At 33.3% G+C, this 14,285-nt stretch carries 15 protein-coding genes; 8 read left to right on the top strand and 7 right to left on the bottom strand.

Going from position 1 to position 14,285, the window contains the following annotated elements; genetic code table 11:
* Positions 1-17 precede the first annotated feature (17 nt).
* From H277_RS0100480 to H277_RS0100465, 4 genes are read right to left on the bottom strand one after another with little or no spacing between them, the layout of a single operon-like run.
* Positions 18-932 (bottom strand): bifunctional UDP-sugar hydrolase/5'-nucleotidase, encoded by a 915-nt coding sequence (locus H277_RS0100480; protein WP_019973591.1) that lies wholly within the window; start codon positions 930-932, stop codon positions 18-20.
* A 15-nt stretch (positions 933-947) separates the two neighbouring features.
* On the bottom strand, positions 948-1,532 hold the full coding sequence (locus H277_RS0100475) for a phage tail protein (protein WP_019973590.1): 585 nt from the start codon (positions 1,530-1,532) through the stop codon (positions 948-950).
* A 5-nt stretch (positions 1,533-1,537) separates the two neighbouring features.
* Positions 1,538-2,125 (bottom strand): phage tail protein, encoded by a 588-nt coding sequence (locus tag H277_RS0100470; RefSeq protein WP_019973589.1) that lies wholly within the window; start codon positions 2,123-2,125, stop codon positions 1,538-1,540.
* Between the two features lie 3 nt (positions 2,126-2,128).
* A complete protein-coding gene (locus H277_RS0100465) occupies positions 2,129-2,701 on the bottom strand; it encodes a phage tail protein (protein WP_019973588.1) in 573 nt (190 codons plus the stop codon).
* A gap of 419 nt (positions 2,702-3,120) precedes the next feature.
* On the opposite strand from H277_RS0100465, the gene H277_RS0100460 reads away from it, so the two are divergent.
* From H277_RS0100460 to H277_RS0100450, 3 genes are all read left to right on the top strand, one after another.
* Positions 3,121-3,996 (top strand): helix-turn-helix domain-containing protein, encoded by an 876-nt coding sequence (locus H277_RS0100460; protein ID WP_019973587.1) that lies wholly within the window; start codon positions 3,121-3,123, stop codon positions 3,994-3,996.
* Positions 3,997-4,090: 94 nt separating this feature from the next.
* Positions 4,091-6,043 (top strand): oleate hydratase, encoded by a 1,953-nt coding sequence (locus tag H277_RS0100455; RefSeq protein ID WP_019973586.1) that lies wholly within the window; start codon positions 4,091-4,093, stop codon positions 6,041-6,043.
* Between the two features lie 375 nt (positions 6,044-6,418).
* Positions 6,419-6,853 carry a MoaF-related domain-containing protein gene (locus H277_RS0100450; protein ID WP_019973585.1) on the top strand — a complete coding sequence of 145 codons (435 nt, stop codon included), beginning with the start codon at positions 6,419-6,421 and terminating at the stop codon, positions 6,851-6,853.
* Positions 6,854-6,946: 93 nt separating this feature from the next.
* Here H277_RS0100450 and H277_RS0100445 read toward each other — a convergent pair whose 3' ends face one another.
* Entirely contained in the window at positions 6,947-7,741 is a 795-nt protein-coding gene (locus H277_RS0100445) for a DUF6796 family protein (protein WP_019973584.1), read from the bottom strand.
* Between the two features lie 51 nt (positions 7,742-7,792).
* A complete protein-coding gene (locus H277_RS0100440; RefSeq protein ID WP_019973583.1) occupies positions 7,793-9,148 on the bottom strand; it encodes an MATE family efflux transporter in 1,356 nt (451 codons plus the stop codon).
* Positions 9,149-9,339: 191 nt separating this feature from the next.
* On the opposite strand from H277_RS0100440, the gene H277_RS0100435 reads away from it, so the two are divergent.
* The 5 genes from H277_RS0100435 (at position 9,340) to H277_RS0100415 (ending at position 12,860) form a co-directional block, all read left to right on the top strand.
* Positions 9,340-10,323, top strand: a complete 984-nt coding sequence (locus H277_RS0100435; RefSeq protein WP_019973582.1) for a helix-turn-helix transcriptional regulator — start codon at positions 9,340-9,342, stop codon at positions 10,321-10,323.
* A gap of 348 nt (positions 10,324-10,671) precedes the next feature.
* A complete protein-coding gene (locus H277_RS0100430; protein WP_019973581.1) occupies positions 10,672-11,181 on the top strand; it encodes a ClbS/DfsB family four-helix bundle protein in 510 nt (169 codons plus the stop codon).
* Between the two features lie 64 nt (positions 11,182-11,245).
* Positions 11,246-11,611 carry a helix-turn-helix domain-containing protein gene (locus tag H277_RS0100425; RefSeq protein WP_019973580.1) on the top strand — a complete coding sequence of 122 codons (366 nt, stop codon included), beginning with the start codon at positions 11,246-11,248 and terminating at the stop codon, positions 11,609-11,611.
* A 70-nt stretch (positions 11,612-11,681) separates the two neighbouring features.
* Complete coding sequence (locus H277_RS0100420; RefSeq protein WP_019973579.1) at positions 11,682-12,422, top strand: SDR family oxidoreductase; 741 nt, start codon at positions 11,682-11,684, stop codon at positions 12,420-12,422.
* Between the two features lie 45 nt (positions 12,423-12,467).
* Positions 12,468-12,860, top strand: a complete 393-nt coding sequence (locus H277_RS0100415; protein WP_019973578.1) for a VOC family protein — start codon at positions 12,468-12,470, stop codon at positions 12,858-12,860.
* A gap of 172 nt (positions 12,861-13,032) precedes the next feature.
* Here the strand turns inward: H277_RS0100415 and H277_RS0100410 are convergent, their stop codons facing one another.
* Entirely contained in the window at positions 13,033-14,247 is a 1,215-nt protein-coding gene (locus H277_RS0100410) for an MFS transporter (RefSeq protein ID WP_019973577.1), read from the bottom strand.
* Between the last annotated feature and the right edge of the window lie 38 nt (positions 14,248-14,285).

Here is a 14,285-nt window from a genome sequence, read left to right as displayed (position 1 = left end):
TAAGAACTTTATGGTTCTCAAACGATTTGTAATTGTTTCACTTTGCTAAAAATTTCTGTTGAACTCGCAAAAGATTTCGTCGGCATAATAAACTCTTGTGAAAATACATTCCGATTCTTCTCCTCGTCGTATCCAATGTTATTTTTACATACTAATTCACCACCCATTCCACCTTGTGTCAAAATAACTTCTTGCTCTTTTTTATTTTTTAATATCAACGGATAATGTAATTTTTGTCCTTGTGTCGTACTCAAAACAAAATCAATACTTTCACTCTTCAACGCCAGATCTTTACTGTTTAGTTTCTTCTTCTCCATTCCCAGTTGTGATAAACAAATTACTAAATCACATTTGTCTTCTGTTTTCAGTTTTTTTGCCATTCGAGTTGCTGCTTTATATGGATTTTCAACTCTAATCGAAGAATTAAAGCTATTCTCAGCCACTCCGGTTATACCAATTTTTAAATCTTTGGTATGCAATATTACATAAGGCAAAACAGCTTCATTCCACCCCTCTTCCTTTGAAGTATAATTGCAATTAACAAAGGAAAAATTAAACGCTTTAGCCAAGTTTAAAAATGGTTGAGTTCCTAGTTTTAAATAATTTGCACTTAACGCAACTGCATGATAACCGATAGAATTGATTGATTGAAGTGTTTCTTGATTGAGTTGTTCTAATCGAAATAAATTCCCTGCATCCACTAAAATTCCTTTTGTTTCCTGCTCATTCAATTCTTTTTTTATCATGCGATAGATTGATGTATTGAATGATAAGTCCACATCATTACTTTGATAAATGGTTAGATTTGATGTGTCAGCTAACCCTTGTATATTTTTAGAAACATTTGCCAACCCTTTCAACGAAGGATTCAACATCGCAATTCCCATTAAAGATGCGGTATGTTTCAGAAAAGAACGTCTATTACTTTCCATATCTTTCTTATTTAATTACCATCTGGGAGGAAAAATTCCATATAAACAAATCACATAATTCATCCCAATATAAGGTTGCATATTGTTATGAGCAATTGATCCACCTGAAACCTGTGTTCTCAATTTCATGTCTATATTCGCATTTAATTCTACTGCAGGTTCTTCTAAATTCACCCCCATTGTTGGAGCAAAAGAACCGTTTACCAAAAATCCGGGCTGAGCAATTGACGAACCTGTAATAGGTGTCGTTTGCGTAGCCGGTGACGAGCTAACTTTTAATTTTGGTTCATCTGACAACACAACTTCATGTATATGAGATGGCATTTCATGTGTCAATAGTGTTACATTTTTTTCTCCTCCTGTTTCACCTAATACTCTTGCAGATAATCCAGGTCCTTGTCCTACACCCATCCCCACATGATCTCTGAAATCAGGTAAGCCAAAAGTTACTCGTCCATCTCCTCCGTATGTTGTCCCTAATATTGAAAACAAGGCCGTATTTTGTCTAATAGCGATTAATTGACCATGACAAAATGCCCAATTTCTTGGATCAAAATTGCCAGCAAATAATCTCACTTCTCCTATATAAGCTTCTTCCATAAATTCTAACTTCTTGAAGGATAAATTCCTTCTATTGCTATAATAAAATTAATTCCCAAATAAGGTTGCATATTGTTATGGGGCTGATTTCCTCCAACCGGTAAAGTTGTTTTCGTTAAATCTTCATTTTTCAATGTAGTTTCATGTAACGTCATATTAGGTACTTCTTGGTTATACCCTAAAGTTGAAATTCCTTTATTTGTTGCAACACCCAAACTTTTTCCATTTGTTGGTTCGTGTGCAGTAGATGACATATTACTCGCAATTCCATTTGTTACTTGTACTGAATTCTTATCTATAGCATGAGTATGAGCAGGTAATTGTGGATTCGTAAGTGTCACATTTTCTATTCCTACTTCTTCACCCAAAATAATATTTCTTAATCCCAATCCTTGTCCCATTCCAACTGGTACACGGCTAGCAAGGTTTGGTAAAGCAAAAGTAGAAATACCATCTCCCCCGTAAAACGTTCCTATGATAGAGTATAACGCTTCATTTCCACTTATAGACAATAATTGTCCCTGACAAAGCATCCATCCATAAGGGGCAAAATTCCCAGCAAACATTCTAATTTCTCCTATTGTTTGTTCCATAAATTAATTTCTTGATGGATAGATTCCAAATAAACAAATCACATAATTCATCCCTAAAGAAGGCATACGGTTTTCATGTCGTTGATTCCCTCCTTGCGGTTGCAGCGTAACATCTCCTAAATCAACGGAGTTACTATTTAACCCCACATTCGGTTCTGTCTCTACAAAACCTTGTGTAGGAACTTTCATACGACCTCTTGATTCGACAGGTGCAGCTAGGCTAGAACCTGATGTAATCCTTGCTTGAGTAGCATCCTCCGCACTTACCCTAAAATGATTCCCTTTTATTTCTACAAGATGTATATGTGCAGGTATTTCTGTAGAGGTTAAAGCATGTGCTTCTTCTCCTGCCATTTCCCCTAAAGGAATTTCATTTGAAAACCCTACGGGAATTCGGCCTCTAAAATCCGGTAAAGCAAAAGTCGTTACACCATTTCCTCCATACATTACTCCCAGTACACTAAATAAAGCCTGATTCTGATTAATAGGTAAAATTTGTCCATGGCAGAAAGCCCAATTCTTAGGGGCAAACTGACCTGCAAACATCCGAATTTCACCAATTGTTCCTTCGTACATATTTTTTATATATTTTTAATTTTAATTATATCACACCATAAGATTTACCATTCTATAATGGTTAATCACATGAATTAACTTACAAAGTCTTTTCTATTCTTTAAAATTATAGTTTTAGTGATTTAAATCAATTCCTGAAAGGGGGACAAATAAGGAGACAAATTTTATTCAGACCAGGAAAATTCCAAAATATTAAAAAACAACTTTTTGATATACATTATTTTACTAAAAAAATAATCATATCTATGAAAAATTTCAACTCTGCTTTTTTAATGATTTGAACACAATTTATTTTATCTGTTTATCATTCTAATTCGTACAAAGACTAGTTTCATTTTTTTCTGCTTCCAAAACAATTCCTATTTTAGCCTTGTCAACTCTACTGCCATAAAAAATCCAACCAAATATTGTTTTCAAGTATGAAAAACTATGAAAATCTAAGAGAGACGTTGTCTTTTTATGGTGTAAATTGCAATAAATTATATTATATATCGTCCGGTAATCCAATTTTTACATTTCCGGAAAAATCTTTTCGAATTGATTTCTATGCATTTTGTATTTGTTTATCGGGTAAAATTGATGTTGAAATAGATTCTCAACAATACTCTATTTCCCAAAGTGAATTTTTGATTTCAGCTCCTTCCACTGTTTTGAAGATTTTAGATAAAAGCCATGATTTCAGAATGAAACTATTATTTTTTGAGAAGAATTTTCTTCTCAAAAATATTTCAAATCCCTTTTTTATTGATAAACTGAATCTTTTTACTCATCAAAGTTTTACAGTTTGCAAAACCAATGAAACTGAATCAAAAAATCTTTTGATGTTAATCAATTATCTTCAAGAACAAAGAGAACGAAAGGTCTTATTTTTAGAAGATATAATACGCTCTATTATTTTCAGTTTACTTCTTGAATGTGCTTCTATTATTGGCAAACAACGAGCAGAAAATCAAGAGAATGAATCTCCTGAAATCAACACCTTATTTTGCAAGTTTATACAATTGGTTCAAGAGAATATCATAACCCATCAGGATGTACAATTTTATGCCGATCAATTATTCATCACCAATAAATATCTGATTCAGCTTGTCAAAAAAGCAACAAGAAAAACACCTCATGTTATTATTGATGAATATTTATTAAAAGAGGCTTATGTTTTGTTGGGATATTCGGAGAAAACAATTGCTCAAATTGCATTAGAGCTAGGATTTAATTCTTCTTCTTCCTTCGGTCGTTTTTTTAAAAAATATACTTCTATTTCTCCGCAACAGTACAGAAAACAACAATACATTTGATAAAATGAAATTTGGGATACAAATAGCGAATTTCGGGATACTTTAACGCAGTAATAATACGTAATTTTATTCAAGAATCTTAAAAATCTAAATTATGGATAAAATTACTTCAAAGTTTGACAAAGTTTTAGCTAATTCTGACATCTATGGAAATATAGATCACCAGCCTGATGCAAGTAAAGAAACACCAAGAAATACTCCTGAAAAATCCTATCCTTTTTCAGATCAGATTGGAAATTATCAACGTAACAAAGGGATTCCTACAAAATCGTACAAAGACAGCAAAGTTTATATTGTAGGAAGTGGAATTGCAGGTTTAGCCACTGCTTATTATTTTATTCGAGACGGTCATTTTACACCTGAAAACATCACCTTTATAGAACAACTTCATGTTGAGGGCGGTTCATTAGATGGTGCAGGAAACGCAAAAGACGGTTACATTATTCGCGGAGGCCGGGAAATGGATTGTACCTACGAAAATCTATGGGATATTTTCCAAGACATTCCTGCCTTGGAACTTCCTGAACCTTATAGTGTTTTAGATGAATACAGACTCGTTAATGATAACGATTCCAACTATTCTATTGCCCGTCTGATTCATGAACAAGGAAAAGTAAAAGACTTTAGCAAATTTGGGTTGAACAAAAAAGATCAGTTGGCAATCATTAAACTTTTACTAAAGAAAAAAGAAGAATTAGATGATCTTACCATCGAAGATTATTTCAGTAAAACTTTTTTAGAAAGTAATTTCTGGACGTTTTGGCGAACAATGTTTGCTTTCGAAAATTGGCATAGTTTACTTGAACTCAAATTGTATATGCACCGATTTTTACATGCCATTGACGGACTGAACGATCTTTCCTCTTTGGTTTTCCCTAAATACAATCAATACGATACTTTCGTGACACCATTAGGAAAATGGTTAAAGGAAAAAGGAGTTAAAATCCAGCTTAATACTTTGGTAAAAGATTTAGATATTCTGGTTAATACAGAAGGAAAAGTTGTAAAAGGAATTATAACAGAACAAGACGGAAAAGACATCATTATTCCTGTTACGCCAAATGATTATGTTATTGTCACAACCGGTTCTATGACAGAAGACACTGCATATGGAGATAACACTACCGCTCCTATTCTGGCAATCGATAATACGACAAGTGGGCAAAGTGCAGGATGGAAATTATGGAAAAATCTTTCTGCGAAATCTCCTGTTTTTGGTCATCCGGAAAAATTTTGCAGCAATATTGAAAAATCATCATGGGAATCTGTCACTTTAACCTGTAAACCTTCAGCATTAGTTGAAAAATTAAAAGAATATTCTGTCAATGATCCATATTCAGGAAAAACAGTTACGGGTGGTATCATTACAATTACAGATTCTAATTGGCTGATGAGTTTCACCTGTAATCGCCAGCCACATTTTCCGACACAACCGGACGATGTTTTAGTCCTTTGGGTTTACGCCTTGTTTATGGACAAAGAAGGTAACTACATCAAAAAAACGATGCCTACTTGTACTGGAAATGAAATCTTAACCGAATTGTGTTATCATTTAGGTATTGTAGATCAAATTGATCAGGTGATCGAAAATACCATTACACGTTCTGCTTACATGCCTTATATCACGTCTATGTTTATGCCTAGAGCAAAAGGCGATCGTCCTCAGGTTGTACCCGAAGATTGTAAAAACTTAGGACTTGTAGGGCAGTTTGTAGAGACGAATAATGATGTGGTCTTTACAATGGAAAGTTCTGTTCGTACTGCACGAATTGCAGTGTATGAATTACTGAATTTAAACAAGCAGGTTCCGGATATCAATCCGTTGCAATATGACATTCGCCATTTACTGAAAGCAACTAAAACCTTGAACGATGACAAACCATTTATGGGAGAAGGTTTATTAAATAAAGTATTGAAAGGAACTTATTTCGAACATATTTTACCAATTGGATCAGATGTTCATTCGGAAGAGGAAGAAGAAAAAGAATCATTTCTATTAGAACAATTCGGTAAATTTAAAGAATGGGTGGGTCATTTCAGAGGTTAAAAAGATCCTCACTATAAAATAAATATTAAACGGAGAACTTTCAGTTCTCCGTTTTTAGTTGTTCTATGTTTTTCAATCTCATTCTGAGTTCCTTCTCAGTAGTTTAGTTTGGGTTTCATTATTGACACTCAGCGACCTTCGAACGAATTAACGAAAAGACAAAACGTCGTGACTTTAAATCTATTTTACTAAACTATTCTTCTCTCTTTAATTGGAAACATTCAGGTAGCATGATATTAAAAAATTTAATCGTTACAAATCCAATTAAATAAAATTTTTAACCTACAAATCAAAAGAACATCATCCTAAAATTGTACATTTCGAACAGTTTATTGAAACTCAAAAGAATTAATCACACATTAAATAAATATAGAAATGAAAAACATCATAGCAATTCTAACAATTTCGTTCTTGTCTTCTTGTCAGACATCACACGAAAAAAGCACAACCGATAACAAACCTGTTTCTCAAAAAACAACCGACGATTATCCTTTAATTGGTCAACAGGCCCTTTTAACCTATCCTGAATTTAAAGCAGAGGTATCTTATTTATCTGACAGTACATTGCACTGGAAAACAACAACCTCTGAAGGAAAGATAAGTGAAGGAAGTGAAAAAGTCTTTTACAAAAAACTGAATAATCATCAATATTTTCTTAACTGGATAGAGCAAGATGGTTTATCTATTAGCCAGGTTATTGATGTTAAAGAAGGAAAGGTAACTGCTTTCGGAACATTTGCAGATGATAAAAGTCCCCGTGGTAAGAGAAGCAGCATAACCTTAGAAGGAACATTTGATTTGATGAAATAATTCGTTCAATCTTCCTCACTAAGTTTTCTTATCATCTTAGATATACATAACAACAGCCATTTACCTCAAAAGTGCAAATGGCTGTTACTAAAATCAGTTAAGTGTTGAAGCAAGTCCCACATGGGTATTTTTTCGAAATAAAATAACATTACTTTGCCTCTCTTCTTTCTTTTCTTCAAGCAATGACTTTTTAAAAAGTATGAAGAGCAAGACAAAGAAAATCAAATAAGAAATATTAAATCCGGCAGCACTTATCCAGGCCTTTAGCACAGAATCCGGTAACATTAATTTAATTGGCACTTGATATAATGTCAGAAAAACTGGGGAAATGAATCCAACCCATCTCGGTAAAGTGGTCTTTCCCAAAAATACCATAATAGAATACAACAACCATCCAATTAATAATACCATAATAGCTGTTCCCCATGTCATATAGAGTACTTTCGTAAAATCTGCTGCTATTTTAATCAGATAAGGATGAGCTATCGGGTCAGTATGCAGAATAGCCTTAAATACTTCTCCATTAAAATAAAAAACAGCATGTCCTAAGGGCATTAAAACGACACTAATCATTAAAATAAAGTGTGTTAACCAAGCATGAGGTTTTGTTTTCTGTTTGAAAAACTGATACGCCAACCAGATACCCGGTAAAAATAAAAAAGCAGACATAGAAGCGATCAAAGCGCCAAACATTAGACGTTGAGACGAACCTTCTACCATTAATACTGCCAGGCTTGTGTCAAGTTGTTCGGCATATGTTTCAGATAATAAAGGGTAATCAGCTGGATTTGTATCGAACCCTACAATCAAAATATCTCCTATCACCCAAAGTACTGATGCGATAATTGCTGATATAAATGACCATTTAATTTTAGTTGAATAATTCATGTTTAAATAATTTATGTAGACGTATAAAATTTTTAATTCATTATGAATAGATTATGGTGTTACAATCGATTTTGCTTGCAACTTCTTCACACTTTTCCAAACGGTAAAAATCACGATAAAAAAAATCACCCAATCAATAACAGCACTTGCTAGGTAAATGCTGCTTACCCCATAAAAACCAGGGACAATAAGCATAATCGGAATATAAAATACCATTTGGCGAAGAATACTTATAAGGGTAGCCGGTTTAGCTTCTTCTATTGCCGGAAACCAAACCATAGCCATAAAAACAAAGGGCAATGCTAAAAGCACACTCATGTAAATGCGAAAGTCCATGAGTTGACCAGGAAGAAATTTCATATCGGGTATCATTATTGTTAAAACTTCGGATGGAAATAACATGACAAAAAGCCAAAAAGGGAGTAATATGACTAAGCCAACGAATGAAAATAAGCGATATGCCTTAATGCTTCTGTCATATTTTTTTGCGCCATAGTTCATACCTGTAACCGGTTGTAATGCGCGCATCAATCCCCATAAAGGTGTATTTAATAAGATGTAAAAGCGATTAACTGCCGTAAAGAATGTAATATCTGCAGCAGTCCCATATTCTGCCAACGCATTAAATACCACAATATTCTGAATAACAATCATAATCATCATAATAAAGCCCGGTGTTCCTAATGAAAGTGTTTCTTTCATAATTTCTTTCTCTTTCTTCAGCGACCAGAACTTTGTTTTAAATGAAGACTTTCCTCCTGCATAATACCATATTCCCAACAACGTGTATATAATCATTGAAATATTTGTAGCCCATGCTGCTCCCGCAACTCCCCAGCCAAATGTGTCTATGAATAAAGGCTTTAACGCCAGATCGACTACTAAACCGACAGCAATCATCCAGGCTGCTGTTTTCATCCGTCCTTCTGCACGAATAATCATGTTCAAAGCAAGTCCATGAATCCAAAAGAAACTACCCAGAATTGTTACGCGAAAATATTCTACCCCTAAAGTTAAAATCTCCTCACGGCCGCCCATCATGTAAACTAATTTATCTGCAAAAATGTAACAAGGAATTGTGATCAGTACAGAAAATAGAAGAGTCAAATAGTTTACTGTACCAAACGCTTTTTCTAGTTTGGAAGAGTCTTTCGCTCCTATCCAAATACTAATTGCAGAACCAATTCCGGTTCCTATTAATGTTCCAAATCCTTGTGCAAACTGAGCTAATGGATAAGCAACTCCAACAGCAGCCAGCGCTGTATTACTGATAAGATGCCCTACAAAAATTCCGTCCAAGAAATTATTCAAGCCATAGAGTACCATTGCCACTACTGCCGGCCAAGATAATTCCCACATCACCTTTGGTAAATTATCGTTTAATATGATTTGTTTTTGTCTATTCATCTTCTTCTCCTGTATAAAGTGTGGTTACTATTTTTTACGAATTATCTCCTATGTTTTACTTTATTTCAATAAAAACAATTATTTACTATTAAGAATAATTCTAAATAATTAATACATTTGACAAATGTAGTGGGATAATTCCACCACAATGTTTCAAATAAGGATTAAAAAGTCCGCAAAAAACACGAACCATGGCTTTACGATTATATGATGTTAAAAACAACCAGACCTTAGTAGAAAAGGAATATCCTGCTTCTTTTTTTGACGTTGATAAAAATGCTTTAAAGGAAACAACGACCTATTTAAATTCTTCTATAGGAAAAGGTTTTTACCAAGAAATTTATTTTGACGGAGTCCATATTGGATTTGGTGATATGCATTTACCTCATAAACTACTGCTAGGTTTTGAAACAGACTTCGAGACTATTGAAATGCATTTCGCTTTAAAAGGAAAAAGTACTGCACAAACAACTAAATTCGATCGTAACATTAGTTTTGACTCAAACTCCCATAACATCATCTACACAAATGGTTTATGTGGTAAAATGCAATGGGAAAGTGACCATTTTCAAATCTGTGAAATTAATCTGAGTAAGTCGTTTTTTAAACGATTTTTACCTCACGAGAGCCAGCTGTTTGATAAATTTAAAAATGCAATTGAAAAAGGGAACTCTAGTTTACTTCATCAACAACATCATCAAATCAATCATCAGATGTATCAAATTTTAGAACAAATTATACAGTGCAAGAAGAAAGGGTTGTTTAAGCGCATGTTTTTAGAAGCTAAAGTAATTGAGTTATTATTGCTTCAACTAGAACAATTTCATACAGCATCTCCTTATAAAGGAACATTAAAAAGAAAGGATATAGATAAAATATACGTTGTAAGAGATTTCATTGTCAATAACCTGAATAGCTCTTACTCCTTAATCGATTTGGCACATCAGGCCGGAACAAACGAATTTATATTGAAAAAAGGATTTAAAGAAATTTTTGGTACCACTGTATTTTCTTTTTGGGCGAATGAAAAAATGGAATATGCTAAAGCCTTACTTACCGAACAACATCTCACAATTAGTGAAATAGCTTATTTGATTGGTTACAAAAATCAACGGCATTTTTCTTCTGCCTTTAAAAAGAAATTCGGTATCTCTCCTAGCCAACTGTATAAATAATTTAGATTTGATGAACATTTCTATTCTAAATCGTCGGAATTCCCTCCTCTTTTTTAATCATTTAATCCTTTTTCAATAAAGGATTTTTTTGCCATATTGAGCTTCGAAACATGTTTATTTTCATTTTTTATTCATCTGTTCTCAATAGAAAACCTGAAAAACGTTTGAAATTAAGAATTTGAGATGGAGAGAAGAAGCTCCGGTGGAGCTTAGGTATATTACTTTTTACTTGATTAAAAAGTAACCAAAAAGTCAAGACTGTACATCTCTCTGCTAAAAATATTTTCGTTCCTGTTCACAAAATTGCTTTTCTTAAAACAATATACTAATTTAGTAATATAAATAATTATGGCTGTTCCAACAAATAAAGAAGAATTGCTAAAAGCAATTGAAACAAATTACGAAAAATTAAAAAATGAACTCGCGACAGTTTCTTACGACATGTCAACTTTGAAAAATCTGGAAGGGCATGCAAAAGGAACAACAATGAGTATAAACAACCTTCTTTCTTACCTTATTGGGTGGGGAAAATTGGTTTTGAAGTGGAACGATAAAAAAGAGAGAAACGAGCCTGTTGATTTTCCTGAAACCGGATATAAATGGAACGAACTCGGGAAGCTCGCACAAAAATTTTACAAAGAGTATAAAGATGATGATTTTGGTACCTTGAAAATTAAATTGGACGAAACTGTATATCAAATACTTGATTTAATACATAGAAAATCGAATCAAGAACTTTACGAAGTCAGCTGGTACGAAAAATGGACGCTTGGAAGAATGATACAATTCAACACTGCATCACCTTACACCAATGCAAGAGGAAGAATAAGAAAATGGAAAAAGCTACAGGGTAAATAATTCCCGATAATTTCTGTTCGATTCATTTATAGTTGTAATTTAGTTGAATTGAAATACGAATTTTGTGAATAAGAGACCCGAAGAAATAACAAAAGATTTTAATCAAATCCTTGACAATCATTTGGAAAAAATTGTACAGGGAGAAACGGATGTATATTTGGAAATCCAAGATTTAGCCAATATGATGCATATCCATCCTACACATCTTAGCAATACAATAAAAGAAGTGACAGGAAAAGCTCCTTGCGATATTTGCAATGAAAAAACGATTGACATTGCAAAAAACCTTTTGCAGTATTCTGATCTAACAATCGCTGAAATAGCGTATAAATTAACTTTTGAACCCACGAATTTTACAAAATATTTTAAAAAACATACAGGTCAAACGCCTTCTCAATTCCGTAAAAAAAGTGATTCACTCCTTCCTTAAGTTCTGAAACCTTCACCATTGTTCTTATTTTTTCCTTGTTTAATTTTATCGAATAAAAAAATATACATGTATGATCAACTTAAAAGATAAAACCGTCATCGTTACAGGTTCGTCCAGAGGACTTGGTAAACAAATTGCAATAGAATTTGCAAAAAAAGGAGCAAATGTTGTGATTAATTATAATTCGAACGAATCAGAAGCTCTTTCAACTGTTAAGGAGATCACATTAAATGAAGGAAAAGCTATCGCTGTTAAAGCGAATGTGAGTCAAAATGAAGACGTAAACCATCTTTTTGAAAAAACAATTGAACATTTTGGAAAAGTAGATATTGTTGTAAACAATGCAGGAATAATGATGACTAAATTTCTCAAGGATTTCTCGGAAGAAGAATTTGACAAACAATTTACGACAAATGTAAAAAGTGTTTTTTTGATGATGAAAAAAGCATCAGATAAATTGGAGGAAAACGGGCGAATTATCAACATCTCAAGTTCCACTTCCCGATTGATGATGCCAACTTATGCCATCTATTCTGCTACAAAATCCGCTGTTGAACAAATGACAAAAGTTTTTGCGAAAGAAATAGGCAGCAAAGGTATTACAGTAAATTCCGTATTACCTGGTCCAATGAATACCGCTTTATTTACAAATGGGAAATCCCCTGAGCTAATCAATAAGATAGCCGCTTTATCCGCCTTTAACAGAATTGGAAATGTTGAAGACATTATCCCGGTCATTCTATTTTTAGGCAGTGACGAATCTCAATGGATTACAGGGCAAAACATCGGTGTAAACGGAGGAATGGCATAAAAACTACTAAATAGTCGAAACAAAGAATATTAAAAACGAATTAAGATGAAATACGCCTATACCATTGTATATGTTAAAAATGTAACGGAAACCATCGCATTTTATACAAAAGCATTTGCTTTTGAGACTAAATTTATAACACCTGAAAATGATTATGGCGAACTTATTTCAGGCGAAACAACAATTGCTTTTGCATCTGTTGAACTTGGAAATTCAAATTTGAAAAAAGGATTTACAGCAATTGAAAAATCAGCAAAACCGTTTGGAGTAGAACTTGCATTTACATCAGAAAATATTGAAACAGATTTTAAAACAGCTATTGATGCCGGCGCAATAGAATTTGAACCTTTAACAGAAAAGCCTTGGGGACAAAAGGTCGGTTATCTTTTAGATAACAATGGATTTTTGATTGAAATTTGCACACCAATAGCGCACTAAATAATAGATAGCATTCGTCGTCTACTTTATTGATTTATCAATCATAAAAAGACATAAAATAACCTCGCTTAACCTTTATAAGCGAGGTTTGTTTTCTTTATAGCTTCTATAATTGTAACGATTTTTTTTCAGTTTTCTCCAAGACTCTACTATATAAAACATTACTTCAAATTTATCCTGCGATTACTTTTTTACTGTTTTTATTTTTCAAGCGGTACATCGTAAAAATAATCAGGAATAGAACAAACGAGAAAATGAAGTATCGCCAAGCTAAATCATTTTGAGTTCCTACTTTTCCTGTACTGGAAATGATAAAACTCGTCAACGAAGTAATTATATATGTCATTCCACCCATCAACCCTCCTGCTACACCGGCATTTTTAGGAAAAGCCATCATATTCGTTGTAAAAAAAGAGGTGAATAATATTCCGGAACAAATGTGAATGAAAAAAGCAAAAAAGATCAGAATAAATAGATTTTGGAAAAATACTCCAGTCCCAATCAGAAGCACAATTAAAATTAATTGTACGACGATCGGTACCCCTATACTCTCTTTAAAATCTAAATACATTCTCTTTTTCCCTATAAAACCTCCGATCATCCAGGAAAAACCAAGAATTAAAGTTGAATATCCAATTGCAACAGAATTGAAATGATACGTATTCTCAATCAAAAAAGGACCAACAATATTAAAAATCATGACAATGGAATAAGCTATCCCTTGAATCAAAATTCCTAACATAAAATTCTGATTTTGAAGCATCATTTTATAGGTTTCAAGCATATTTTTCAAGTTCAGTTTACTTTTCTTTACAATACTTTCTCCACTAAAAATCAGTTCCAAAACTAATATTACACCCGCGTAAATTGCCAGAAAATAAAAATTAGCATGCCAATTAAACAATTTTTCCAAATATCCACCCAAAAAAGGAGCAAGAATAGGTCCGCAAGACCAGACAATTGTAAAATAGCCTAAATAATGTCTCGCTTTATCAGGCTCATGTATATCAATAAAAAGTGCGCGTGTTGCAATCACGATAATCGCAACAGAAATTCCCTGTATAACCCGAAAAAAACAGATTAATGAAATACTTTCTGTAAGAGCAATTCCTAAACTTGATCCCAAAACTACGGCCAAAGCAATCAGCTTTGGGTAATAACGTCCAATGGCATCTAAAAAACTTCCGATAAACAATTGTGACAAACCATAACTCAATAAAAAGCACGTTAAAGTCAACTGAATGCTGCTTTCCGGCACTAACAAAGCTTTTGACATAGAAGGAAAAGACGGAAGATAGATATCCGTTGTAAATCCGGAAATCGGAATCGACAGAAAACCGAGTATACTTACAATTTTTTTCCTTTTTTCAGATGCTTCTCTCAACATAAATCATTTTTTTACTGAGCAAAAATAAACCGGAAGAG

This window comes from Empedobacter brevis NBRC 14943 = ATCC 43319 (genome assembly GCF_000382425.1).
Taxonomy (GTDB): domain Bacteria; phylum Bacteroidota; class Bacteroidia; order Flavobacteriales; family Weeksellaceae; genus Empedobacter; species Empedobacter brevis.
Note: the sequence above shows the minus strand (reverse complement) of the source record. Positions and strands in the feature narration are given on the sequence as shown.